Source organism: Streptomyces sp. NBC_01089 (genome assembly GCF_045162975.1).
Taxonomy (GTDB): Bacteria; Actinomycetota; Actinomycetes; order Streptomycetales; family Streptomycetaceae; genus Streptomyces.
Map to the genome: position 1 here is coordinate 6,766,295 of NZ_CP108660.1, position 24,136 is coordinate 6,790,430.

The following is a 24,136-nucleotide window of genomic DNA, read 5'->3' on the forward strand; positions in this document are numbered from 1 at the left end:
CGTGCGGGGGCCGGGTTCTGTCCTGTCCCCGGTCCGCTCTCCGCCTTGTCCCCGGTCCGCTCCCTGCTTTATAGTCATAGTGACCATAAAGAAGGCGGGTGCGTGGCCGCCCGGCGAACCGGGCCCACGGGGGTGGACCGCATCCCGGGAGGCCGCGCACCGTCAGTGCCGGAGGGGGCCGCACATGGAGCAGGGCAAGCCCGGTGCGCCGTACGACCCCTACGCCTTCACGCCGTTCGCCGTCGCCGTCGACCTGGCCGTCTTCACGGTCAGGGAGGGCGGGCTGCACGTCCTGCTGATCCGCCGCGGCGGGCCGCCGTACCTCGGCGCCTGGGCGCTCCCCGGCGGGTTCGTCCTGCCGGACGAGTCGGCCGAGGAGGCCGCCAGACGCGAACTGGCCGAGGAGACCGGGCTGTCAGGGGAGACCGCAGCCGCGCTCCACCTGGAGCAGCTGCGGACGTACAGCGAACCGGACCGCGACCCCAGGATGCGGGTCGTCTCCGTCGCGTACGCCGCGCTCGTCCCCGACCTGCCGGAGCCGCGGCGCGGCGGTGACGCGGCCCACGCCCAGTGGATGCCCGCCGGCCCCGGGCGCGCGCTCGCCTTCGATCACACCCGGATCCTGGCCGACGCCCACCGCCGTATCGGCGCCAGGATCGAGTACAGCTGCCTCGCCACCTCGTTCTGCCCGCCCGAGTTCACCCTCGGCGAGCTCCAGCAGGTGTACGAGACGGTCTGGGGCACCGCGCTCGACCGCCCCAACTTCCGCCGCAAGGTCCTCGCCAGCCCGGGTTTCGTCGAACCGGTGCCGGGGGCCGCGCGTCTGACGGGCGGCCGGGGCAAACCGGCCGCCCTCTACCGGGCGGGCCCCGCCACCGCCCTGCACCCACCTCTGCTGCGCCCGGAAGGACGACCCGAATGAGCCCCGCCAGCCCCGTCAGCCGTACGAACACCACCACCGGTCAGGCCGCCACCGGCGCCCTCGTCGGACTCGCCATCGGGGACGCACTCGGCTACCCCACCGAGTTCCACGACGTCCCGTCCATCCTCGCCAGGTACGGGCCGTGGCGGGAGATGGAGCTGCCCCGCCCCGCGCTCGTCACCGACGACACCCAGATGACGCTCGCGCTGGGACGGGCCCTGCGGACCGTCATGGACCGCGGGGTGCTCGAACCGTCGGCGATGGAGCCCGCGGTCCGGCGGGAGTTCATCGACTGGTACCACTCACCGGAGAACAACCGCGCGCCCGGCAACACCTGTCTGACCGCCTGCCGGCTCCTCGACAGCGACCGCCGCTGGCAGCAGGCCAGCCGGCTCCACTCCAAGGGGTGCGGGGCCAATATGCGGGTCGCGCCGCTCGGTCTCGTACCGGGGCTGAGCACCGAACAGCGGGCGGGCGCCGCCCAGTTGCAGTCGGCGCTCACCCACGGCCACCCCACGGCGCTGGCCGCGAGCGACCTGACCGCGCACGCGGTGTTCCTGCTGGCGCAGGGGGCCGAGCCGACGGGCCTCGCGGGACAGCTGCGCTCGTACGCCATCGAGAACCGCACGCGCTACCACGAGCGGTGGCTCGGCGACCTCTGGACGTACGGGAGGGACGCGGGGGACACGGACCCCGCCCGCTTCATGGCGCGCGGCTGGGACGACTGCCTCGCCGCCCTGGACCGGCTCGTCGACGCGCTCCGCGCACCCTCGCCCGAGACGGACCCCTGCCTGGCCACGGGCGAGGGGTGGATCGCCGAGGAGGCCCTCGCCACCGGGCTGCTGTGCTTCCTGCTCTTCCCGGACGAACCGGTCCTGGCGCTGCGCAGGGCCGCCTGCACCAAGGGCGACTCGGACTCGATCGCTTGCCTGGCGGGCGCCTTCGCCGGTGCCCGTATCGGCCCCGGCGCCTGGCCGCGGGAGTGGGCGGAGCGGATCGAGCACCACGGCGAGCTGCTGGCGCTCGGCGCGCTCTGGGACGCCTGAGCGACCGGGGCGCGGTCGCGCGGGAGCGGGTCGGGTGGTCACGGCGCGGGAGCGGTCCGAGTCATCACGGCGCCGGAGCGTTCCGGTTCTTCACGGCGTGTGCCGCCCGGGCGGTCACCGTACGGCGGGCCCCTCCGGCCGGAGCGCCGACTCCCGGCGGGTCCTGAAGAGGAAGTCCTCCACCCGGGCGGTGTCCGGTTCCGGCGGCAGCGGGGTGCGGGCGGCGGCCTCCGCCGCCTCATCGGCCAGGCGGGACATCCACCGCTCCACCTCCGGCCAGCCCACCTCGCCCCGCCGGACGGCGAGCAGCGGTTCCCTGGCATCGCCGACATCGGTCACCAGCTCGCCGGTACGCAGCAGATCGCGGCAGGAGGCCAGCAGCCGCAGCAGATGCATGGCGTGCTTCCAGCGCGGGGCGCCGTACTGCCGTACGTCCGCCGCCAGCTTCCTGTGCTGGCCCATCGCGTACCGGGTGAAGGTGCGGTGGACGGCTCGGGAGAGGAACGCGGCACGCAGGGACAGGAGTTCACGGCCCGTGGCGTCGATGTGCTCGACGATCGGGGAGTGCAGACACTCCAGGATGTTGGGGTTGGCGCGCAGGGCCAGCTCGCAGAAGCGCTCCAGCTCCCAGGAGAACTGCTCGTCCGCCGGGCCCTCCACATGCGTCGGCGGCTTCCCGAAGCCCCAGAACAGCGGGGTCGGCGCGAGGAAGATCCCGCGCCGGTCGGTGTCGCTCGCGCCGGTGGCCAGACCGAAGGCGCGTGAGCCCGTCACACAGGAGTAGACGGTGTGGTCGCGGACCAGATCGCCGGGGGTGAGCCGCATGCCGCGAGGCTACGCCAGGCGCGCGGCGGACCGCCGGCGCGGCCCGTCCCGCCCCCCTCTGCCCACACCCCCGCCTGCCTCGCCGTCCCTCCGCGCCCGTCCCGTCTCGCAGGACGGGCGCGGAGGGACGGATGCCGGTACGGCTGACTACTCTGGTCGGAGCCGCCGCGGCAGACGCGCGGCGGACGTTTCACAAGGGCGAGGAGCAGGACGTGGCGGTACGAGCGGTCAGGGGAGCCGTCCAGCTGGAGCGGGACGAGGCCGGACACCTGGAGGAGCAGGTCGCCGCCCTCCTCACGGCCATCCTGGAGCGCAACGGCCTCACCGCCGACGACCTGATCAGCATCTGGTTCACCGCCACCCCGGACCTGCACAGCGCCTTCCCGGCGGCCGCCGCGCGCGGCCTCGGCATCGTGGACGTCCCGCTGATCTGCGCCCAGGAACTGGACATCGCCGGGGCCATGCCGCGCGTCGTGCGGATCCTCGCGCACATCGAGAGCGAACTGCCCAAGCCCGAGATCACCCACGTCTACCTCGGTGCCGCGGGCGCCCTGCGCAAGGACATCGCCCAGTGAGAACCGCCGTCGTCATCGGAACCGGCCTGGTCGGCACATCGGCGGCCCTCGCCCTCGCCGGCCGGGGCGTCGACGTCCACCTGGTCGACCGCGACGAGGCCCAGGCCCGTACGGCCGCCGCGCTCGGCGCCGGGACCGACGAACCGCTCGAAGGCCGGGCCGACCTCGCGATCATCGCCGTACCGCCCGCCCATGTGGCCGCCACCCTGGCCGACGCGATGCGCCGCGGCGTCGCCCGCGCCTACCTCGACGTGGCCAGCGTGAAGAGCGGGCCGCGCGGCGAGCTGGAGGCGATGGGCTGCGACCTGGCCCCGTACATCGGTACGCACCCGATGGCGGGCAAGGAACGCTCGGGCCCGCTGGCCGCGACCGCCGACCTCTTCGAGGGTCGCCCCTGGGTGCTCACCCCGACCCGGGACACCGAGACCGAGGTGCTCAACCTGGCCCTTGAGCTGGTGGCGCTCTGCCGGGCGGTGCCCGTGGTGATGGACGCCGAGGCGCACGACCGGGCCGTGGCCATGGTCTCGCACACCCCGCAGCTGATCTCCTCGATGGTCGCGGCCCGCCTGGAGCAGGCGGACGAGACGGTCGTACGGCTCTGCGGCCAGGGCATCAGGGACGTCACCAGGATCGCCGCGTCGGACCCCCGGATGTGGGTGGAGATCCTCTCCGCCAACCCCGGTCCTGTGGCGGACGTCCTGACCGGGGTCGCCGAGGACCTGGACGAGACGGTACGGGCGCTGCGCGCCCTGCAGTCGGCCGACGAGGAGAAGCGGCACACCGGGGTCGCGGGCATCGAGGACGTACTGAAGCGGGGCAACGCGGGCCGGATCCGGGTGCCGGGCAAGCACGGCGCCGCACCGGCCGCCTACGAGATCGTGGCGGTGCTCATCAGCGACCAGCCGGGCGAGCTGGCCAGGATCTTCGCGGACGCCGGCCGGGCCGGGGTCAACATCGAGGACGTACGGATCGAACACGCGACGGGACAGCAGGCCGGCCTGGTCCAGCTGATGGTGGAGCCCAGCGCGGCCCCCGTACTGGCCGCGTCGCTCCAGGAGCACGGCTGGTCGCTGCGCCAGTGACGGCCCCGCCCACGGGCGCGGGCGCCCGCGCCCGTGGGCGGGGCCGGGAGCCGCCGCCGGACGGCGTAACGGGACGGTCGCCCCAGCCAGTAACCTTGTGCGGGGCGCACCGGCGTCCCGCACATACCGCCCGTGAAGCAGGAAGGTGCCCGTCACCGTGGAAACCGCCGCCCGGAACACCCCGGCAGCAGTGATTGTCGCCATCGACGGCCCCTCCGGCACGGGCAAGTCCAGCACGTCGAAGGCGGTCGCCGCCAAGCTCGGGCTGAGCTACCTCGACACCGGCGCCCAGTACCGGGCGATCACCTGGTGGATGATCGCCAACGGCGTCGACGTACAGGACCCGGCCGCCGTCGCGAACGCGTCGGCCAAGCCCTCCATCGTCTCGGGCACCGACCCGGCCGCCCCGACCATCACGGTCGACGGCGCCGACGCGTCGGGCCCCATCCGCACCCAGGAGGTCACCGCCAAGGTCAGCGCGGTGAGCGCGGTCCCCGAGGTGCGGACCCGGATCACGGAGCTCCAGCGGGACATCGCGGCCGCGGCCGAGGGCGGCATCGTCGTCGAGGGCCGCGACATAGGGACGACCGTCCTCCCTGACGCGGACCTCAAGGTCTTCCTGACCGCTTCCCCCGAGGCCCGGGCCGCCCGGCGCAGCGGCGAGCTCAAGGGCAGCCAGGCCGCCGGCCTCGCCGCCACCAGGGACGCCCTCGTCAAGCGGGACGCGGCCGACTCCAGCCGTAAGACGTCGCCCCTCGCCAAGGCGGCCGACGCGGTCGAGGTGGACACCACGGAACTGACCCTTCAGCAGGTCATCGAGTGCGTCGTCACCCTCGTCGAGGAGAAGCGGGCCGCCAGGTGACCCCACCCGGGCCACGCGGCGCCGCGGTCGGGCGTGGCATCGGCATCGGGCTGATGTACGGCCTGTGGCGGCCCCGCGTCCTCGGCGCGTGGCGGGTCCCGGCGAGCGGCCCGGTCATCCTGGCCGTGAACCACTCGCACAACATCGACGGACCCATGCTGATGGGAACCGCGCCGCGGCCGGTGCACTTCCTGATCAAGAAAGAGGCGTTCGCCGGTCCGCTCGACCCGTTCCTGCGCGGAATCGGGCAGTTGAAAGTGGACCGTGCGATCGCCGACAGGGCAGCGGTCACCGATGCGCTCGGGGTGCTGTCCGGCGGGGGAGTCCTCGGGATATTCCCCGAGGGCACCAGGGGCGAGGGCGACTTCGCCTCGCTGCGCGCGGGACTCGCGTACTTCGCGCTGCGGGCGGGGGCGCCGATCGTCCCGGTGGCGGTCCTGGGCAGTACCGGACGCGGCGGACGCCTCGTCAGGGCACTGCCGCCGCTGCGCAGCAGGGTCGACGTGGTGTTCGGCGGCCCCTTCGACGCGGGAGACGGCAGCGGACGGCGTACGCGCAAGGCGCTGGACGAGGCCACCGCGAGGATCCAGCAGCGGCTCACCGCCCACCTGGAAAGTGCCAGGCGCCTCACCGGGCGCTGAGTGAGACTTGAGTAGTGGACCGCGCAACCGCGGTCCATCGATGACGCAACAGAGGAACGGACTTCATGAACGACCAGCACGACCACGGAGCACTCGGCGACGCCGAGTACGCGGAGTTCATGGAGCTCGCCGCGGAAGAGGGCTTCGACGCCGAAGACGTCGAAGGCGCTCTTGAGGAGGCCGCACACGGCCCCCTGCCCGTCCTCGCCGTCGTCGGCCGGCCGAATGTCGGCAAGTCGACCCTGGTGAACCGCATCATCGGCCGCCGTGAGGCGGTCGTCCAGGACAAGCCGGGTGTCACCCGCGACCGTGTGACCTACGAGGCGGAGTGGGCGGGACGCCGCTTCAAGGTCGTCGACACCGGCGGCTGGGAGCAGGACGTCCTGGGCCTCGACGCCTCGGTCGCCGCCCAGGCCGAGTACGCCATCGAGGCGTCGGACGCCGTGGTCTTCGTGGTGGACTCGACGGTCGGCGCGACCGACACCGACGAGGCCGTCGTGAAGCTGCTGCGCCGGTCGGGCAAGCCCGTGGTGCTCTGCGCCAACAAGGTCGACGGGCAGAGCGGCGAGGCCGACGCCAGCACGCTCTGGTCGCTCGGGCTCGGCGAGCCGCACCCCGTCTCCTCGCTGCACGGCCGCGGCACCGGCGACATGCTGGACGCCGTGCTCGAAGCGCTTCCCGAGGCGCCGTCGCAGACCTTCGGGAACACGGTCGGCGGCCCGCGCAGGATCGCGCTCATCGGCCGCCCGAACGTCGGCAAGTCCTCGCTGCTCAACAAGGTCGCGAACGAGGACCGTGTCGTCGTCAACGAGATGGCGGGCACCACCCGCGACCCGGTCGACGAGCTGATCAAGCTCGGCGGCATCGTCTGGAAGTTCATCGACACGGCGGGCATCCGCCGCCGGGTGCACCTCCAGGAGGGCGCGGACTACTACGCGTCGCTGCGTACCGCGGCCGCCGTGGAGAAGGCCGAGGTCGCGGTCGTCCTGATCGACGCCACCGAGTCCATCAGCGTCCAGGACCAGCGCATCATCACCATGGCCGTCGAGGCGGGCCGGGCGATGGTCATCGCGTTCAACAAGTGGGACAACCTCGACGAGGAGCGCCGCTACTACCTGGAGCGGGAGATCGAGACCGAGCTCGGCCAGGTCGCGTGGGCGCCCCGGGTGAACGTCTCCGCCCGCACCGGGCGCCACATGGAGAAGCTGGTCCCCGCGATCGAGACGGCCATCAAGGGCTGGGAGACCCGGATCCCGACCGGCCGGCTCAACGCCTTCCTCGGTGAGATCGTCGCCGCGCACCCGCACCCGGTCCGCGGCGGCAAGCAGCCGCGCATTCTCTTCGGTACGCAGGCCGGCACGATGCCGCCGCGCTTCGTGCTCTTCGCTTCCGGCTTCCTGGAGGCCGGTTACCGGCGCTTCATCGAGCGCAGGCTCCGTGAGGAGTTCGGCTTCGACGGCACACCGATCCACATCTCGGTCCGGGTGCGCGAGAAGCGCGGCCGCAAGAAGTAGCCGTCGTGCGGGCCGGGACCCGGCCCGCACGACGGCCCGCGGCTGTCACAGACCCCTGCGCGGGCCCGGCGGCAGCGCGGGCCGTGCGTGGCCGCCGTTGTGCTGGCGCTGCCAGCCCCCGGGGTTCTCCGGCGGGCGCTGCGCGCCGCCGCCCGTGTGCATCCCGTTCCCGTGCATGCCGCCGCCGTGCGGTCCGGTGCCATGCGCCCCCGGACCGTGCGGTCCCGTTCCGTGCAGACCGGTGCCGAACGCCGTGAAGCCCGTGTGCTCCTCGTTGTTCCGGTCGCCGGGGAGCGTACGGAACGATCTGCGGTACTCGGAGTAGAGCGCGTCGTAGATCGGGGTGGCGGAACGGTTCCCCGACGGGTCCTGCGACGGGCGCATCGCGGGGATCGGAGTCTGGTACGGCTGGCGGCTCGGCTCATAGGGGTGCACACAAGGTCAACGACCCCCGGGCCCATCGGATGCGGGCGCTAAGTGTGGATTTTTCCGTGCATACATGCTGATACCCCCCGGACCGGACAGGGTCTGGGGGGTATCGGCGTCCGGCGTCCGGTTCGCTCAGGTGCCGGCCAGCGGCAGAGCGGCGGCCACCAGCGCGCCCCGCATCGCCGCCCGCTCCAGGGCGTCCCGCAGCAGGTCCTCGCGGCCCTGCTGGCCGATCGACCCCGCGGGGGCCGCGCAGACCAGCACCGTGTGCGACTTGTTGGCCGCCGTACGCCAGCCGTCCGTGACGTGCAGCGGCTGGTGCGCCTGCCACCAGGAGACCGGGCTGCCGCCCCCCGTACCCGGCTGCAGGATGGCGTGCAGCTGTCCCATGGCGAGCAGTACCGACCAGCCCGGCAGCGCGCTGGGCACCTGCTCCAGATCGGTGACGGGCAGGAACCCCTGCTCGGTCAGCAGCTGCAGGAAGTCGTCGCCGGTGCCGGTGGAGCCGGGGCGGACCACCGGGGCGGTCGGTTCGACGACCAGCGCCGGGTGGAGGTCGCCCTGGATCAGCACGAGTCCGCTGGTGATGCCGAGCACGGCCTGCTCGGGGGCCGCCGCGACCGGGGGGACCGGCGGGGCCTGCTGTGCGTCGGCGCCCTCGCCCGTGATGCTCCGTACGGCGCCCTGGAGCTGCGTCTCGGAGACCTTGACGACCTGTGAGGGGATACAGGTGGCGTGGGCGAAGGCGAGCACGGCGGTCTCGTCGCCGACGAACAGCACCGTGCTGGTGCGCTCCTGCTCGGAGTCCCCGGGGGTGCGGCAGGAGGTGCAGTCGTAGCTGCCCGGGGCGTTGTCCCCGGCGAGCAGGAGATCGGCTTCTTCGTCGCCGATCTCGGCACGTACGTCCTGGCTGACGTCGAGCATGCGCGGCACGGATGGCTCCTCGAACTCGGTGCGTGCGCCGGGCAGTTCCCGGCCAACAAGAGAACAACGGGAGACCGGCTTCCGGGGTCACGCGTAAAGGCGGACAGAAATGGACGCGGTCCGGCGCGCTGCGGTGCCGAACCGTCCTGACACCGGGATACCGAAGGGGACGGCGTGGCCGGGGAGAAGGCGCGGTCCGCCGACCGGGTGGGGCGGCCGCCGTCCGCCGCGCGGCACGATCATCAGCTGATCCGCTCTGTCTAGCGTGGCCGGATGCCGACCCCGCGTATGTGGCCCGCCGCTCTGCTGGCCCTGCTGATCGCCCTGGCGCCGTCCGGAGCGCAGGCCGCGCCGCCGTCTCCCGCCGCCGCGGCCCGCGCCGGGACCTCCGGCTCCGAGCCGCTGCCCTGCACCGGCGACCAGCGGCCGTGGGGGTGCATCGCCGAGTGCGAGAGCGGCGGCCACTGGGACGCCAACACCGGCAACTCCTTCTACGGCGGGCTCCAGATCCTCCAGTCGACCTGGGTCGAGAACGGCGGCCTCTCCTACGCCCCGCGGGCCGACCTGGCCACCCGCGAGCAGCAGATCACCGTCGCGGAGCGGATTCTCGCCACCCAGGGCTGGCAGGCGTGGCCGGTCTGCTCCAAGCGGTACGGCTTCGGCGAGTCCGCGGACCGGGTCCATGTCGTGGCGCCGGGCGAGACCCTCAGCTCAGTCGCCAGGCGCTACCGGGTCAAGGGCGGGTGGTCCGCGCTCTACCGGACCAACGCCGGTGCCGTCGGGGCGCACCCCGACAAGCTCGCCGTCGGCACCCGGCTCACGCTTCCGGCCACGGCCCGGGGCACCGCCTGAGCTGCCCGCGGCCGCCGAGTAGAGTCCCTTCGCACGGCAGTCACGGGGGGATCCGGGACACCGGGGGTGCCGGAGGGCCACGGCCCCGGGCACAGGCGGCGACGCGGGGGACACGACGGCTACATGCACATCACTTTCATGCTCCACAACGCCTACGGCATCGGCGGCACGATACGGACCACCTTCACGCTGGCCGGCACGCTGGCCGAGCAGCACGATGTGGAGATCGTCTCCGTCTTCCGCCACCTCGACCGCCCGACGCTCGGGGCACCCGGCAACGTACGGATGAGCCACCTCGTCGACATGCGCAAGGACAGCGAGGGCTTCGCCGGGAACGATCCGGACCATGCGCGGCCTGCCACCGTCTTCCCCCGGGGTGACCACCGCCACCGCCAGTACAGCCGGCTCACGGACACCCGGATCGCCGGATATCTGAAGTCCCTGGAGGCCGACGTGATCGTCGGCACCCGTCCGGGGCTCAATGTGCAGATCGCCCGGCAGGCGCGGCGCGGCCCGGTCAGGGTCGGCCAGGAACACCTCACGCTCGACAGCCACAAGGCCCTGCTGCGCCGCGAGATCGGTCACCACTACGGCCTGCTGGACGCGGTCACCACCGTCTCCGAGGCCGACGCACACGCCTACCGCACCGGGCTCGCCCTGCCGGGACTGCGGATCGAGGCCATCCCCAACAGCGTGCCCGAGCCGCGTCTCCCGGCCTCGGACACCACGGCGAAGTGGGTCGTGGCCGCGGGCCGGCTGACCGAGACGAAGCGGTTCGACCTGCTGATCCGGGCCTTCGGGCAGGTGGTGGCGGTCCGCCCGGACTGGCGGCTGCGGATCTACGGCGCGGGCGACGCCAGCGGCAACGAGAAGGGCGCGCTGCGGGCCCTGATCGACGAACTGGGGCTCTACAACCATGTGTTCCTGATGGGCCCGGCCAACCCTATCGAGGCGGAGTGGGTGAAGGGCTCGGTCGCCGCGGTCACCTCGCGTCTGGAGTCCTTCGGTATGTCCCTCGTCGAGGCGATGCGTTCGGGTCTGCCGGCCGTCTCCACCGACTGCCCGCACGGGCCCCGCGAAATCATCACGGACGGCACGGACGGACTGCTGGTGCCCGTCGGCGACACCGGGGCCATCGCGTCGGCGCTGCTCGAACTGATCGAGGACGACACCCGGCGCGCCAGGATGGGAAAGGCCGCGCGCGAGAACGCGGCGCGCTTCGACCCCGCTCCGGTCGCCGCACGCCACGAAGCGCTCTTCACGGAACTGGCCGCCCGGCACGGCGGCGGACCGCCCCGGAGCGCGCTGGGCGAAGGGCTGCTGCGCGCCCGTGGCACGGCCGGGAGCAAGGCGTACGGACTGCGGCACCGGATCTCCGGTGCGGTGCGAAGGAGGCGGGCCGGATGAAGGTGAAGGAGGAGGGCCGCATGAAGGGGGAGGGCCGCTTGACGGGGACCAGCGAGGACGGGCTGCCGTACGCGGTTGACTGCACGGCCCGCGCCGACGGCGCCCTCGCCTTCACCGTCACGGCGGCCGGCCCGGCCGGGCTCGTACTGAAGCGGCGCAAGTCAGGCGACCGGGTCCGGCTGGCGCTCACCCCGTCACCTGACGGGCTGCCGGGCGCGGTGCTGGACGCGGCCGCCGGGCTCCGCGAGGGGCGCTGGGACGTCTTCACGGAGGGCCCGGACGGCGAGCGGCGGGCCGAGCCGGGACTCAGGGACCTGCGGGAGCTGATCGACCGCACACCGGATCCCGCGGCCACGACGGTTGCCGCCCGGATCCCGTACCGCACGGCCGACGGCCTGCTCGCCGTCCGCAGCTGGTCCCGCGCACCGCACGCGGAAGCCGGTGCGCTCACGGTGCGGGGCGGCGGGCTGACCGTCGACGGGCGGCTGTACGGCGCTGAGCCCGGCCCGGACGCGGTGGTCGAGGCGAGGCTGCGCGGCGCACCGGGAGAGGTGCACAGGGAGCCCGTGCGGACCGGCGGCGACGGGGCGTTCAGCTGCACGCTGCCCTGCCGGGCGCTGGCCGGCGGAGCGGAGGGAGCCGGGGGAGCGGCCCGGATCTGGGACCTCTGGCTGCTGCCAGGGGGCGCGGCCGGGGGCGGTCCCGCGGCCCGGATCAGCCGGATCCTCGACGACATCGCCGACCGCAAGTCCGTCTTCGTCTATCCCGGTTCGCCGTGCGGCGACGGCGCGGAGCGGCCCGTCACAGCCACGCCGTACTACACCGTGGACAACGACCTCAGCGTGCGACTGGACCCGCCGAAGGGCTGAGGAGCGGGGCATCCGCGCGGTGCGGATTCTGTAGGGAATTCGTGAACCAGCCGCGTTCCTGCTATTTTTCTCCCGCTCTATTCACCGGGAAATTCGGGCGCCCGCGGGCGGCCGGGCACCGGGGTAATTCCGGGGCGGCAATTACCCCGCAGTTCACCTTCCGTACAATGCCGATTCGACATGGGCGGAACACCCCTTCGGGTGACGGAGCGCGGCCGAACAGGTGTCGTGGTGCTGTGACAGAAGTGTGACAACGCACAGTTGCCGGCGCGGTCCCGGCACCGGTACCTCCGGCCTTCCGTCGCCCCGGCCCGGGGCCTACGGTGGGTGTCATGGCACCCATTCCGACCCCTCCCGTACAGCCCGACGACGCCCCCGACAGCTATGTGGGCCTCGACGAGGAGCAAGCAGGGCGGCTGGCCAGGGAACGTGGCTGGTCCACCGTGCGGGCGCTGCCCACGGGCACGGTCATCACCATGGAGTTCCGGTCGGGCCGGCTCAACTTCGAGGTCGACGGCGGGAAGGTCGTCCGCTGCTGGCCGGGCTGATCCGGTGTCCGCGGGCCTGCTGCAGGCCCCGGACCCGCGGTACGCGGTACGTACGAAGGCCCCGGCCGGGGAGTGATCCCTGGCCGGGGCCTTCGTGCTGCGGGGGAAGTCTGCGCGTACCGCCTCCGTGGTCGGGTGGGGCGTGGAGTCAGGTGGAGCCGCCCGTGACCGGGCGGGTCTGCCCGGTGCGCGGGGTGCGGTCGGCGTGCGGGGGGCGACGGCTGCCGGCCGGTGTGACCGGGGTGCGCTCCGAACGCGGACCGTGCGCCCGCTGGAGCGAGGTGGGGTGGGTGCTGCTCCTGGGGGCGGCGGCGGAGCGCCCGGCGATCCCCACCGGCTCCAGCGGCTGGCTCTCCTCGTCGGAACCCTCGGCGCGCGGGTGGCCGTGCGGGAACAGCACCGGCTGGACGTCGACCGGTACGGGTGCCGGTGCGGCGGACCTGCGGCGGGCGTCGCGCAGCCTCTCGCGCACCGCGAAGACCGCGGTCTCGGTACGGCCGATCAGCGGCTCGAACCAGGGCAGGGCGAGCAGGACCAGCAGCCCGGCGGCCCAGCCGAGCAGCACATCGCTCAGCCAGTGCGTACCGAGGTAGACCGTGGTGGCTCCGACCCCAAGGGCCAGCGCGGACGAGCCCACCGACAGCCAGCGCCTGGCCAGCGGGGTGGTCGCCAGATAGGCGAGGATTCCCCAGGTCACGACCGCGTTGGCGGTGTGTCCCGAAGGAAATATATCGCCGCCGGCGAAGAGCTCGGCCGATCCGATCTGGGTGGCGTAGTGCGGGCCGAGCCGGCCGAGGCCGAGCTTGACCGCGCCCACCGTGATGTTCAGCAGCAGCAGGGCCGCGCCGAGGGTCAGCAGGGGTCTGAGGGTGTGCTGCCGCCAGGAGCGCCAGCCGAGCCACGCCGCGACCATCACCGCGGTGGGGCCGCGCTGGCCGAGCACCACGAAGTAGTCGAGGAAGGCATGCAGCTGCGGCCACTGCTGGTACGGCCGGAAGAGCATGACCTTCCAGTCCAGCTCCACGAGCCAGGACGTCGACAGCACGGCGACGACGATGGCCAGGTAGAAGGCCAGCGTCGAGCCGAGCAGGGCGACCCGGGTCCGGCTCATCCGCGGGATCTCTAGCTTCGGCGGTTCCGGCTCCCGGTCCAGGCGGGCAAAGATTCGGTCGATACGCACTCAATCGACGTTACAGCGGGTGAGTGACAAGGCCGGCCGATCCGGTCTCTTTGTGATGACGATGTGATGTGGACTATGTCTCAGCGGCTTGTTTATTCCAACGGAATGTCGAATAGCGGTTCGTGGGTCTCGTTATATGCAAGAAGGCCCTTACGCTCGTGTTATCGGCCCTCTGGTAAAGACATTCGAGGTATGCACTCGGTATTTCCTCCCGGCCGTCGCAGCCGCACCGCACGCCGCACAAGATCGTTTGTGTGGGTGGCTCCACGGCGCGGGCCCGAGCCCGGGGAGGTGAGATGGGCCACGTGACAGTCGCGAGGTCTCGCGTACTCTGACGGCTCACTCGCCCGTCGAAGCCGGGCCCGGAGGGCCATCGGTTCCCCGCGGGTCCACCGAGCGCGAGGGACACACCGCAGTGGGAGGTACGCGCATGTCAGGGACGTCCGCGACCGGCAGGCGCCCGGCCGTCGCAGCCGGCGCCAACCGCTGGGTCGTGCTCGTCGTCCTGTGCGTCAGCCTGCTGCTGGTCGCGCTGGACGCGACCGTCCTGCATGTCGCGGTCCCCGCGGTCACCGAGGACCTGCGCCCCGGCGCGATCCAGCTGCTCTGGATCGTCGACGCCTATCCGCTGGTCTGTGCCTCGCTGCTGATCCTCTTCGGCACACTCGGCGACCGGGTGGGCCGCCGCCGCATCCTGCTGATCGGTTACGCCCTGTTCGGGGTGGCATCGGCCGTCGCGGCCTTCGCCCCCACCCCCGAGCTCCTGATCGCCGCCCGCGCCCTGCTCGGGGTCGGCGGCGCCATGATCATGCCGGCGACCCTGTCGGTCCTGCGGGCCGTCTTCCCCGACCGCCGTGAACGCGCCGTCGCCATCGGCGTCTGGACCGCGGTCGCCGCGGTCGGCGCCGCCATCGGCCCGGTCCTCGGCGGATTCCTCGTGGAGCACTTCTGGTGGGGCTCGGTCTTCCTGATCAACCTCCCGCTGATGGCGGTGCTGCTGCCGCTCTCCCGCTGGGTGCTGCCCGAGTCGCGCGGCAGCGCGGACGGTCCGTGGGACGTGCTCGGCGCGCTGATGGCAGCCGCCGGGGTGCTCGGCGTGGTCCTCGGTGTGAAGCGCATCGGCGGCGGCGAAGGGGCCCTCGGCCCCGCCACGCTCGTACCGCTGGTGGCCGGAGCCGTGCTGCTGGTGCTCTTCGTGCGGCGGCAGCGGAGCCGGGAGCATCCGCTCATCGACATCCGGATGTTCTCCCGGCCCACCTTCACCACGGCGGTCGGCTGCATCGTCCTGGCCATGCTGGCGCTGGTCGGCCTGGAGCTGATCGCCGTCCAGTACCTCCAGCTGGTGCTCGGCCTCAGCCCGCTGGCGACCGGTCTGCGGCTGCTCCCGCTCACCTTCGCCGCCATCACCGCGGGGGCGATGGGCTCCTCCGTCCTGCGCCGTGTCGGACCGCGCCGGATGGTCGGCTCCGGGTTCGTGCTGACCGCGGTCGCCGTGCTCTGCCTGGTCAGGATGGGGGCGCACGACGATCCGCCGCTGCTGACCGTCTCCTTCGTGCTGCTCGGCTTCGGGCTCCAGGCCACGCTCTTCGGTGCGTACGAGTCGATGCTCAGCGAGGCGCCCGCCGACCGGGCGGGCGGCGCCGCGGCGATCGGCGAGACCTCGTACCAGCTGGGCGCGGGGATGGGCATAGCGCTCCTCGGCAGTGTCATGAACGCCGCCTACGGCCCGTCGCTCCGCTCGGTGCACGGGGTCCCGGCGACGGCGAGCCACCAGGCGGCCAACTCGCTGGGGGAGGCGTACGAGGTGTCCGCCCGGCTCGGCGGCCCCGCCGGGGCCGCGCTGCGCAGCGCGGCCAGGGACGCCTTCGTCCACGGACTGCACGTCACCCTGCTGGTCAGCGCCGGGCTGCTGCTGCTCGGCGCCGTCGCCGCGCTGCGGCTGCCCCGGGTGATGGAGTGCGCGGCCCCGCCCGGGGAGCGGGAGCGCACCGGCGGACCCCTGGCGGAACAGCCGGACGGCGACCGGGCGGCCGTCGGGCAGCCGGCGGACGGGCGGGCCCGCGAGGCCCTGCCGAGGGCGGCCGCGCCCGCTCTGGCGCGCCCGGTGCCGGCGGACGCGGCCGGGTCTGGACGCGCGCGACACTGAGCCGTAACGTCGGCGGAACCCTGTAACTATCACTGCTAGTTTCATCTGTTGTCGTCGTTGTCCGTGCGAGCCGCCGGAGGCACCCCCATGTCCGCACCGTCCAAGCTGCCGCCCTTCGATCCCGCCGACCCCATCGGCCTGGACGACCTGCTCGGCGACGAGGATCTCGCGATCCGCGGCACCGTCCGCGCCTGGGCCGCCGACCGGGTCCTGCCGCACATCGCGCAGTGGTACGAGCAGGGCGAGCTGCCCGGCATCCGTGAGCTGGCCCGCGAGCTGGGCTCCATCGGCGCGCTCGGCATGTCCCTGCAGGGGTACGGCTGCGCGGGCGCCACCGCCGTCCAGTACGGACTGGCCTGCCTGGAGCTGGAGGCGGCCGACTCCGGCATCCGCTCACTGGTCTCCGTACAGGGCTCACTCGCGATGTACGCGATCCACCGCTTCGGCTCGGAGGAGCAGAGGCAGCGGTGGCTGCCCGGTATGGCGGCCGGTGAGATCATCGGCTGCTTCGGGCTCACCGAGCCCGACCACGGCTCGGACCCGGCGGGGATGCTGACGTACGCCAAGCGCAGCGGCACCGACTGGGTGCTGACCGGCCGCAAGATGTGGATCACCAATGGCTCGGTGGCGGGCGTCGCCGTCGTGTGGGCGCAGACGGACGAGGGTGTCCGCGGTTTCGTCGTCCCCACGGACACGGCCGGGTTCTCGGCCCCGGAGATCAAGCACAAGTGGTCGCTGCGCGCCTCGGTCACCAGTGAGCTCGTCCTCGACGAGGTCCGGCTGCCGGCCGACGCGGTGCTGCCCGGGGTCACCGGGCTCAAGGGCCCGCTCAGCTGTCTGAGCCACGCCAGGTACGGGATCGTCTGGGGCGCGATGGGCGCGGCCCGCGCCAGCTTCGAGGCCGCGCTCGACTACTCCAGGACGCGGGAGCAGTTCGGCAGGCCGATCGGCGGCTTCCAGCTCACCCAGGCCAAGCTCGCCGACATGGCGGTCGAACTGCACAAGGGCATCCTGCTCGCGCACCACATCGGGCGCCGGATGGACGCCGGCAGGCTCCGTCCGGAACAGGTCAGCTTCGGGAAGCTCAACAACGTGCGGGAGGCGATCGAGATCTGCCGCACCTCGCGGACGATCCTCGGCGCCAACGGGATCTCCCTGGAGTACCCGGTGATGCGGCACGCCACCAACCTGGAGTCGGTGCTGACGTACGAGGGCACCGTCGAGATGCACCAGCTGGTGCTGGGCAAGGCGCTCACCGGTCTCGACGCGTTCCGGTAGAGCGGGCGGGGCCGGCCTGACCGGTGGGTCCGGCCGTGCCGAGCCGGGCCGGGCGCGCCGGGCTCCGGGGATGCCCCCGGAGCGCCGCCGGGTCCGGCCCCGGCTCAGCTCTGGTTGAAGAACCCGCCGTCACTGGGCCGGCCGGCGGCCTCCCCGCTCACGATCTTCGTGTCGGACGGGGTCAGCAGGAAGACCCGGTTGGCCACCCGGTCGATCGAGCCGCGCAGGCCGAAGATCAGCCCGGCGGCGAAGTCCACCACGCGCTTGGCGTCGGCGGGCTCCATGGACGTGAGGTTGACGATCACCGGGACACCGTCCCGGAACATCTCGCCGATGCTGCGGGCGTCCCGGAAGCTGTCGGGCGTGATCGTCGCGATCCGGCGGCTCTTCGCCTGTGCCGCTTCGGAGGCGACCCTGACCCTGGGGTCGGTCACCCACGCCTCGGCCGAGGCCGGGGCCTGCTCGGCGCCCTCCGTGTAATCGTCGTCGTAGTAGCGGTCGTCGTCGTTGTCCTCGACGAGCCCCAGCCAGGCACTCGCCTTGCGTACCGATCCCATGGACGCCTCCTTTCGCCGCGGTCCTTCTGCGTTCCGCCCCCCTATCGTCGTCCATGATGTGGATCGTGCGCCAAGTGGATAGACGGCGCGCAGGGCATTCGTGACGGTACTGGTGCAGAAGTTGTGGCGGTTCGTCAGGTTTCTTCCTACGTACGACTGCTGACAGAATGAAAATAGGAAGTCTCCAGCCGTATGGGTGACGGAGGGGTCGTACGGGTGAATGGGCCGCTCGATACGATGCGGGCGGCGCCGGAAGACACCGTCCGGCACCGGTGACGAAGCTCGGGGGAGCACTGTGTTCGGAATCGTCAGGCCCTGCACGCACCGCCTCTCCGACGGGCTGCGGGCCCAGTGGACGGCGCATCTCTGCGGGCTCTGTCTGGCGCTGCGGGGCGATCACGGCCAGTTCGCGCGGATCGCCACCAACTACGACGGCCTGATCGTCTCGGTGTTGACGGAGGCTCAGACGGAGCGCTCCAGCGGCCGGTGGCGCACCGCCGGTCCCTGTCCGCTGCGCGGGATGCGCACCGCGCCCGTCGCGCGCGGCGAGGGCGCCCGGCTCGCCGCCACCGTCTCCCTGGTGCTGGCCTCCGCGAAGATGCGCGACCATGTCGCCGACCGGGACGGGCTCCTGGCGCGCAGGCCGGTCGCCGCGGCCGCCCGCCGCGTCGCCACCCGCTGGGACCGCGCCGGTGCGCGGAGCGGTGCCGAGCTCGGGTTCGACACCGCGCTCCTGCTCGACGCCGTCGGCCGGCAGACCGCGATCGAGGCGCTCGCCGGGCCCGGCACGCCCCTGCTGACCGTCACCGAGCCGACCGAGACCGCCACCGCCGCGGCCTTCGCGCACACCGCGGTGCTCGCGGGACGGCCCGGGAACGCGCCGCCGCTCGCCGAGGCCGGCCGGCTCTTCGGACGGCTGGCCCATCTGCTGGACGCCGTGGAGGACAGGGAAGCTGACGCCGCGTCGGGTGCCTGGAACCCGCTGGCCGCGACCGGTACCTCCCTGGACGAGGCCCGCCGGCTCTGCGACGACGCACTGCACGGGATCCGGCTCGCGCTGCGCGACGCCGAATTCGCGGACGGCCGGCTGGCCCATGCGCTGCTCGCCCATGAACTCAGGCGCTCGGTCGACCGGGCGTTCGGCGGGAGCTGCGGCCACGGGGCGCCCGGACCCTTCGGCCCGCCGCCCCCGGGATTCGACCCCGAGGCCCCGGCCCGCGACGACGGTGACGGACGGGACGACCGCGACGGACGGGACGGTCATGCCGACCACGGCGGGCCGGGGCGGCACCCGAAGCGGGGCTTCCTGGCGGGCTGTGCGGTCGCCGTCGGGCTCTGCTGCACCTGCCGGGCCTGCTGCGCCTCCGAGTTCGAGGGCCCCTGGTCGGGCCGTAAACGCGAGGGCTGCTGCAACGACTGCGACTGCGGTGACTGCTGCGATTCCGGCTGCGACTGCGGCGGGTGCGACTGCTGCTGCCCCTGTGACGGCTGCTGACCTCTGCCGCGCGCTACTTGATCTCCGGCGGTGAGATCCGCGACTCCTTGAGCCCGGACGGCACGGTGCCCCACTTCTTCAGGATGCGCTCGTACGTACCGTCCTTGATCAGCCGGTTCACCGCGGCCTGGAAGGCGCGGGCCAGCGGGGTGCCCTTCTTGAAGGCGAACCCCACGTCGAGGCGGTGGAACTCGTTGAGGAACCGCAGCCCCGGCTGCTGGCGGACTGCGAAGCGCAGACCGTTGATCGTCGACATCACCACATCGCTGCGGCCCTGCTGGAGGGAGCCCCAGAGTGCGGCGCTGTCCGCGTACGTCTGGACCTTGTAGTCCTTCTTTCCCGCCGCAGCGCACTCCTTCTTCGCGGCGGCGAGCGTCGCCTCGAACGTGGTGCCGGCGCCGGTCGCCACATTCAGGCCGCACAGCTGCTTCAGATCGGTGACCTTGCCCAGCTTGCTGTCCTGGCGTACGGCGAAGCCCTGGCCGTCGTTGATGTACGTGACGAAGTCGATCACCTTGCGGCGCTCGTCCGTCACCCCGAAGTTGCCCACGCCCAGGTCGAATTTGCCGCTGTCGAGCGCGGGCAGAATCGTCTCGAATCCGGCGGCCTCGCGCTTGAGCTTCAGGCCGAGCGTCTTCGCGGCGGCGTCCGCGAAGTCGATGTCCTGGCCCACCATGGTCTTGCCGTCGGGCAGATAACTGGTGCCGGGCGGCGCCCCGCCGACCGCGGTGGCCAGGGTCAGCGTGCCCCCCTTCCGTACGGCTGCGGGGAGCAGCGCGACGGCCGCCGGGTCGGGGCGGATGTCCGACACCACGTCGCGGGTCGGGAGCGCGGCCGGCTTCGCCACGGACTTCGCACCGCTGCCCGTGGTCGCCGGGTCGCCCGAGCCGCAGGCCGTCAGGGCCAGGGCGGCCGCGGTGATCAGGGCTGAGGCAGCGCCTCTTCGGGTCTTGCTCATGGCGTCGGACACTCCAGAAGAGCCCACGGGAAACGGGGGCAGCGAAGGAACAGAGAGGTGACGGAGAGGGGGAGCGGGGAAAGGCGAGGGGAGGGGTGAGGAAGGCGCTGCGCGGGTGAAGACGTGAGTGATCAGCGCGACACCGCGGCGCGGGCGCCGGACGGGATCGCGTGACAAGGGGCCCGGAGAACGGGGCACTGGAGCGAGAGCGGGGGCGATACGCGAAGAGACGCGCAGCGGAAGAACGCGCAGCGAGAAGGCGCGGGGGTCAGCTCAACAGGAAGAGGACCACACTCGACCGAAGTCGATGTGGGAGCGTGTGACCAGCCACTGCTGCGGATGCATGGCCCAAGTGGAACAGGCATCCGTTTCCCCGTCAACTGCCGTAAGACGTAGCGCCCACAGTGTGGACACCCTTGACAGCGCACAGAACCAGCGCCGTAATCTCAGCAACGGACCGTGCTGAGGGGCTCGGTCCGCGCTGCACCGCGTGAAGGCATCACCGTGTTCGATCTCAGCATCCACGGAGCCTTCTCATGTCCGCTTCGTCAGACACCCTTCCTCAGCTCTCCCTGGCACCGCCCGCGGACGACGACCCGGTACCGCGCATCGTGCCGGTCCGCCGCACCGGCCAGTGGGCGGCGGCCGCGGTGGTACTGGTGCTGCTCGCCGGCGCCCTCACCTCCGTCGTCCGCAACGACGCCTTCCAGTGGGGCGTCGTCGGTGACTACTTCGCCACCACCGCCGTCCTGCGCGGACTCGGCCTGACCCTCTGGCTCACCGCCGCCGTCATGGTGCTCGGGTTCGCCCTCGGCACCCTGCTCGCCGTCATGCGGATGTCCGCCAACCCCGTGCTGCGCGCGGTCGGCTGGGGATACATCTGGCTCTTCAGGTCGACGCCGATCCTGGTGCAGCTGCTGTTCTGGTTCAACATCGGAGCGCTCTATCCGCAGATCCTCGGCGTCAAGACCGTCAACCTCCTCGGCCCGGTCACCGTCGCCATCGTCGGGCTGACCCTGCACGAGGCGGCGTACGCGGCCGAGGTCGTACGCGGCGGCATCCTCTCCGTCGGACGCGGCCAGATCGAGGCCGCCGAATCGCTCGGGCTCGGCCGGTGGCGCAGGCTGTGGCGGATCGTCCTGCCGCAGGCCATGCGCTCGATCGTGCCGCCCGCCGGGAACATGCTCATCGGCACGCTCAAGGGCACATCGATCGTCTCCGTCATCGCCGTCCAGGACCTGCTCTACTCCGTGCAGCTCGTCTACCACCGCACCTACCAGGTCATCCCGCTGCTGCTCGTCGCCACCATCTGGTACGCGCTCGTCACCTCGGTGCTCAGCGCGGGCCAGCACTACATCGAGCGGTACTACGCGCGCGGTGCCCGGTGAGGGCGTCCGTGGCGGTGGTCGGAGCAGGACCGCGCGGCACCGGATTCCTGGAGCGGCTCGCCGCCAACGCCCCTGAGCTGTACGGGAACCGGCCGCTGGACATCCATCTGATCGACCCGTACCCGCCGGGCGGCGGACGGATATGGCGGCGGGACCAGTCCCCGCTGCTCTGGATGAACTCCATGGCGTCCGACGTCACCATGTTCACCGACGACTCCGCGCAGCCTTTGGACGGGCCCGTACGCCCGGGGCCCGACTTCGCCCGGTGGGCGGGGGCCGACCCGCAGTCCTTCCCCAGCAGACAGGCGCAGGGCGGCTATCTGCGCTGGGTGTACGAGGAGGCCGTGGCCGCGCTGCCGCCGGGCTCCACGGTGCGCGAGCACCGCACCCGCGCGGTACGGATCAGCGGCCCGCGCGACGGCCGCCAGCAGGTGTGGCTTGAAGGGGAGGCCGAGCCGGTCGTCGCCGAGCTGGTGGTGCTCACCATCGGCCACCTGGACGCCGACCCGGACGAGGAGCAGCGGGAACTGGCCCGGTTCGCCCAGCGGCACGGGCTCGTCCATCTGCCGCCCGCCTTCACCGCGGACAGCGATCTGTCGGTGCTCGGCGCCGGCGAACCGGTCATCGTCCGCGGCTTCGGCCTCGCCTTCGTCGACCTGATGGTGCTCCTCACCGAGGGCCGCGGCGGCCGGTACGACGCGCGGGGCGAGTATCTGCCCTCCGGGCGGGAGCCGGTCCTGTACGTGGGATCGCGGCGCGGTGTGCCGTACCACTCCAAGATCGGCTACACCTGGACCGGCGAACGCCCGCCGCTGCCGCGCTTCTTCGGACCCGAGCAGGTGGACGCGTTGCTGGCCGGGCCTGGCCCGGTCGACTTCGAGCGCGACGTACGGCCGCTCATCGACCGGGAGCTCGGATACGCCCACTACCACCGGCTCTTCACCGTGCACCCCGGGCGCACCACCGTCGACTGGCCGGTCTTCGAGGAGAAGTACGCCGCGGCCGCCGCCGGACCCGAGCTGGCCGCGCTGGCCGAGGACGCCGTGCCCGACCCCGCCGACCGCTTCGACCCCGCGGCGCTCGACCGGCCGCTGGACGGCGTACGCCATGACTCCATGGACGCGCTCCAGGAGGGCCTGCGCGGCTACATCGAGGCCGACCTCGCCCGCCGCCACGACCCGGAGTACAGCCCGGACCTGGCGGTCTTCCTCGGACTGCTGTCGGTCTACGGGCAGTTGACCCGGCTCGGCGACACCGGGGAGGGCGGCGCCCGCTGGCACGGCTTCTTCAGCTATCTGGCGTCCGGCCCGCCGGGGCCGCGGCTGCGGCGGCTCCTCGCGCTGTCCCGCGCGGGTGTGGTGCGGTTCGTCGGCGCGGACATCACCGTCGAAGCCGACGAGAACCGCGGGGTGTTCAGCGCGGGCAGCGCGAGCGTGCCGGGGGAGCGCGTCGAGGCCCGCGCCCTGGTCGAGGCGAGGCTGCCCGCGCCCTCGCCGGCGCGCACCCGCAGCACCTTGCTGAACGCGCTGTACGAGGACGGGGCCCGGTCCAGTACGGCCGGGCTGCTCGTCGTGGACCCCGCGGACGGGCGGGTCGTGGAGCGCGGCGCGGGGCCGCACCCGCGCCGGTTCGCGCTCGGCCCGCACACCACGGCCCGCTCGGCCGGCGCCTTCGCCAGGCCGCACACGAACGCCCCCGCCTTCCGGCAGAACGACGCCACCGCGCGCGCCGCCCTCACTGTGCTCAAGGAGTCCGACCGATGACAGCGAGCCCGACGAAACCCGGCCCGACCGCGACCGTGCCCAAGGACGCCGAAGCCACGGACGAGCGGGACCGGACCCCCGCCACGGACGCGCGGGACCAGGCCCCCGCCATGGTCGAGATCAAGTCCGTGCACAAGAGCTTCGGCGCTCTCGAAGTGCTGCGGGGTATCGATCTGACGGTCCGCACCGGTGAGGTCACCGTCGTCCTCGGCCCGTCGGGTTCGGGGAAGTCCACCCTGCTGCGGACCATCAACCATCTGGAGAAGGTGGACCGCGGCTGGATCAGCGTGGACGGCTCGCTGATCGGCTACCGCCGCTCGGGCGACCGCCTCTTCGAACTGCCCGAGCGCGAGGTGCTCAAGCAGCGCACCCGGATCGGTTTCGTCTTCCAGAACTTCCATCTCTTCCCGCACCTGACCGTGCTGGAGAACATCACCGAAGCCCCGGTGGCCGCCCTCGGGAAACCCAGGAAACAGGCGGAGGCGGCCGCGGCCGAGCTGCTGGCCCGGGTCGGACTCGCCGACAAGGCGGCCGCCTACCCGGGCAGGCTCTCCGGCGGTCAGCAGCAGCGGGTGGCCATCGCCCGCGCGCTCGCCCTGGAGCCGAGCCTGCTCCTCTTCGACGAGCCCACATCGGCTCTCGACCCGGAACTCGTCGGCGAAGTCCTGGACGTCATCAAGGACTTGGCCGCCCAGGGCACCACGATGATCGTCGTCACCCATGAGATCGGCTTCGCCCGGGAGGCCGCCGACACGATGGTCTTCATGGACGAGGGCCGGATCGTGGAGCAGGGCCCGCCCGCCGCCGTACTCGACCACCCGGAGCACGAGCGCACCCGCGCCTTCCTCTCCAAGGTCCTGTGAAAGGACTCCTGA

General features: G+C 72.5%; 23 protein-coding genes. 17 read left to right on the top strand and 6 right to left on the bottom strand.

Annotated features, from left to right (window positions below):
* Nucleotides 1-184 precede the first annotated feature (184 nt).
* Together OG510_RS30410 and OG510_RS30415 are read left to right on the top strand one after the other, a co-directional pair.
* Complete coding sequence (locus OG510_RS30410) at nt 185-922, top strand: NUDIX hydrolase (protein ID WP_406140999.1); 738 nt, start codon at nt 185-187, stop codon at nt 920-922.
* Nucleotides 919-1,968 (top strand): ADP-ribosylglycohydrolase family protein, encoded by a 1,050-nt coding sequence (locus OG510_RS30415; RefSeq protein WP_406141001.1) that lies wholly within the window; start codon nt 919-921, stop codon nt 1,966-1,968. Before OG510_RS30410 ends, OG510_RS30415 begins: the two co-directional genes overlap by 4 nt.
* Before the next feature lie 114 nt (nt 1,969-2,082).
* Here the strand turns inward: OG510_RS30415 and OG510_RS30420 are convergent, their stop codons facing one another.
* Nucleotides 2,083-2,793 carry a DNA polymerase beta superfamily protein gene (locus tag OG510_RS30420; RefSeq protein WP_406141003.1) on the bottom strand — a complete coding sequence of 237 codons (711 nt, stop codon included), beginning with the start codon at nt 2,791-2,793 and terminating at the stop codon, nt 2,083-2,085.
* 212 nt (nt 2,794-3,005) lie between these two features.
* On the opposite strand from OG510_RS30420, the gene aroH reads away from it, so the two are divergent.
* From aroH to der, 5 genes are all read left to right on the top strand, one after another.
* Nucleotides 3,006-3,368, top strand: a complete 363-nt coding sequence (gene aroH / locus OG510_RS30425) for a chorismate mutase (protein ID WP_164265980.1) — start codon at nt 3,006-3,008, stop codon at nt 3,366-3,368.
* A complete protein-coding gene (locus OG510_RS30430; protein WP_406141004.1) occupies nt 3,365-4,450 on the top strand; it encodes a prephenate dehydrogenase in 1,086 nt (361 codons plus the stop codon). Before aroH ends, OG510_RS30430 begins: the two co-directional genes overlap by 4 nt.
* 145 nt (nt 4,451-4,595) lie before the next feature.
* Nucleotides 4,596-5,312, top strand: a complete 717-nt coding sequence (gene cmk / locus OG510_RS30435) for a (d)CMP kinase (RefSeq protein WP_406141006.1) — start codon at nt 4,596-4,598, stop codon at nt 5,310-5,312.
* Between the two features lie 53 nt (nt 5,313-5,365).
* Entirely contained in the window at nt 5,366-5,953 is a 588-nt protein-coding gene (locus OG510_RS30440; RefSeq protein ID WP_406142633.1) for a lysophospholipid acyltransferase family protein, read from the top strand.
* Between the two features lie 65 nt (nt 5,954-6,018).
* Complete coding sequence (gene der, locus OG510_RS30445; protein WP_406141008.1) at nt 6,019-7,467, top strand: ribosome biogenesis GTPase Der; 1,449 nt, start codon at nt 6,019-6,021, stop codon at nt 7,465-7,467.
* A 45-nt stretch (nt 7,468-7,512) separates the two neighbouring features.
* Here der and OG510_RS30450 read toward each other — a convergent pair whose 3' ends face one another.
* Together OG510_RS30450 and OG510_RS30455 are read right to left on the bottom strand one after the other, a co-directional pair.
* Nucleotides 7,513-7,851: a hypothetical protein gene (locus OG510_RS30450; RefSeq protein ID WP_406141010.1), complete on the bottom strand. Its 339-nt coding sequence runs from the start codon at nt 7,849-7,851 to the stop codon at nt 7,513-7,515.
* A 177-nt stretch (nt 7,852-8,028) separates the two neighbouring features.
* Nucleotides 8,029-8,829, bottom strand: a complete 801-nt coding sequence (locus OG510_RS30455; protein WP_406141011.1) for a hypothetical protein — start codon at nt 8,827-8,829, stop codon at nt 8,029-8,031.
* A gap of 264 nt (nt 8,830-9,093) precedes the next feature.
* Between OG510_RS30455 and OG510_RS30460 the strand changes: the two genes are divergently transcribed.
* The 4 genes from OG510_RS30460 to OG510_RS30475 all read left to right on the top strand — a co-directional run bounded on the left by OG510_RS30460 (nt 9,094) and on the right by OG510_RS30475 (nt 12,496).
* Complete coding sequence (locus OG510_RS30460; RefSeq protein ID WP_406141013.1) at nt 9,094-9,672, top strand: transglycosylase family protein; 579 nt, start codon at nt 9,094-9,096, stop codon at nt 9,670-9,672.
* 123 nt (nt 9,673-9,795) lie between these two features.
* Nucleotides 9,796-11,079, top strand: coding sequence for a glycosyltransferase family 4 protein (locus OG510_RS30465; RefSeq protein ID WP_406141015.1), 1,284 nt, complete (start codon nt 9,796-9,798; stop codon nt 11,077-11,079).
* Nucleotides 11,076-11,948 (top strand): transferase, encoded by an 873-nt coding sequence (locus OG510_RS30470; protein WP_406141017.1) that lies wholly within the window; start codon nt 11,076-11,078, stop codon nt 11,946-11,948. Before OG510_RS30465 ends, OG510_RS30470 begins: the two co-directional genes overlap by 4 nt.
* 332 nt (nt 11,949-12,280) lie before the next feature.
* The gene (locus OG510_RS30475; RefSeq protein WP_406141018.1) at nt 12,281-12,496 is read left to right on the top strand and encodes an I78 family peptidase inhibitor; all 216 of its coding nucleotides are present in this window, start codon (nt 12,281-12,283) and stop codon (nt 12,494-12,496) included.
* 148 nt (nt 12,497-12,644) lie between these two features.
* Here OG510_RS30475 and OG510_RS30480 read toward each other — a convergent pair whose 3' ends face one another.
* Nucleotides 12,645-13,676: a phosphatase PAP2 family protein gene (locus OG510_RS30480; RefSeq protein WP_406141020.1), complete on the bottom strand. Its 1,032-nt coding sequence runs from the start codon at nt 13,674-13,676 to the stop codon at nt 12,645-12,647.
* Between the two features lie 430 nt (nt 13,677-14,106).
* Here OG510_RS30480 and OG510_RS30485 point away from each other — a divergent pair, with 430 nt between their 5' ends.
* Both OG510_RS30485 and OG510_RS30490 read left to right on the top strand, forming a co-directional pair.
* Entirely contained in the window at nt 14,107-15,822 is a 1,716-nt protein-coding gene (locus tag OG510_RS30485) for an MFS transporter (protein ID WP_406141022.1), read from the top strand.
* A gap of 87 nt (nt 15,823-15,909) precedes the next feature.
* Nucleotides 15,910-17,100, top strand: a complete 1,191-nt coding sequence (locus OG510_RS30490) for an acyl-CoA dehydrogenase family protein (RefSeq protein WP_406141024.1) — start codon at nt 15,910-15,912, stop codon at nt 17,098-17,100.
* 104 nt (nt 17,101-17,204) lie between these two features.
* Here OG510_RS30490 and OG510_RS30495 read toward each other — a convergent pair whose 3' ends face one another.
* Nucleotides 17,205-17,657, bottom strand: coding sequence for a cell division protein SepF (locus OG510_RS30495; RefSeq protein ID WP_164267883.1), 453 nt, complete (start codon nt 17,655-17,657; stop codon nt 17,205-17,207).
* Between the two features lie 295 nt (nt 17,658-17,952).
* On the opposite strand from OG510_RS30495, the gene OG510_RS30500 reads away from it, so the two are divergent.
* Entirely contained in the window at nt 17,953-19,152 is a 1,200-nt protein-coding gene (locus tag OG510_RS30500) for a DUF5685 family protein (protein ID WP_406141026.1), read from the top strand.
* A 13-nt stretch (nt 19,153-19,165) separates the two neighbouring features.
* On the opposite strand, the gene OG510_RS30505 is transcribed toward OG510_RS30500, so the two are convergent.
* Nucleotides 19,166-20,110, bottom strand: a complete 945-nt coding sequence (locus tag OG510_RS30505) for an ABC transporter substrate-binding protein (RefSeq protein WP_406141027.1) — start codon at nt 20,108-20,110, stop codon at nt 19,166-19,168.
* Nucleotides 20,111-20,646: 536 nt separating this feature from the next.
* On the opposite strand from OG510_RS30505, the gene OG510_RS30510 reads away from it, so the two are divergent.
* The 3 genes from OG510_RS30510 (at nt 20,647) to OG510_RS30520 (ending at nt 24,124) form a co-directional block, all read left to right on the top strand.
* Nucleotides 20,647-21,498, top strand: coding sequence for an amino acid ABC transporter permease (locus OG510_RS30510; RefSeq protein ID WP_406141029.1), 852 nt, complete (start codon nt 20,647-20,649; stop codon nt 21,496-21,498).
* 8 nt (nt 21,499-21,506) lie between these two features.
* Entirely contained in the window at nt 21,507-23,261 is a 1,755-nt protein-coding gene (locus tag OG510_RS30515) for an FAD/NAD(P)-binding protein (RefSeq protein WP_406141030.1), read from the top strand.
* A gap of 110 nt (nt 23,262-23,371) precedes the next feature.
* Entirely contained in the window at nt 23,372-24,124 is a 753-nt protein-coding gene (locus OG510_RS30520; protein ID WP_406142634.1) for an amino acid ABC transporter ATP-binding protein, read from the top strand.
* The last annotated feature ends 12 nt before the right edge of the window (nt 24,125-24,136 follow it).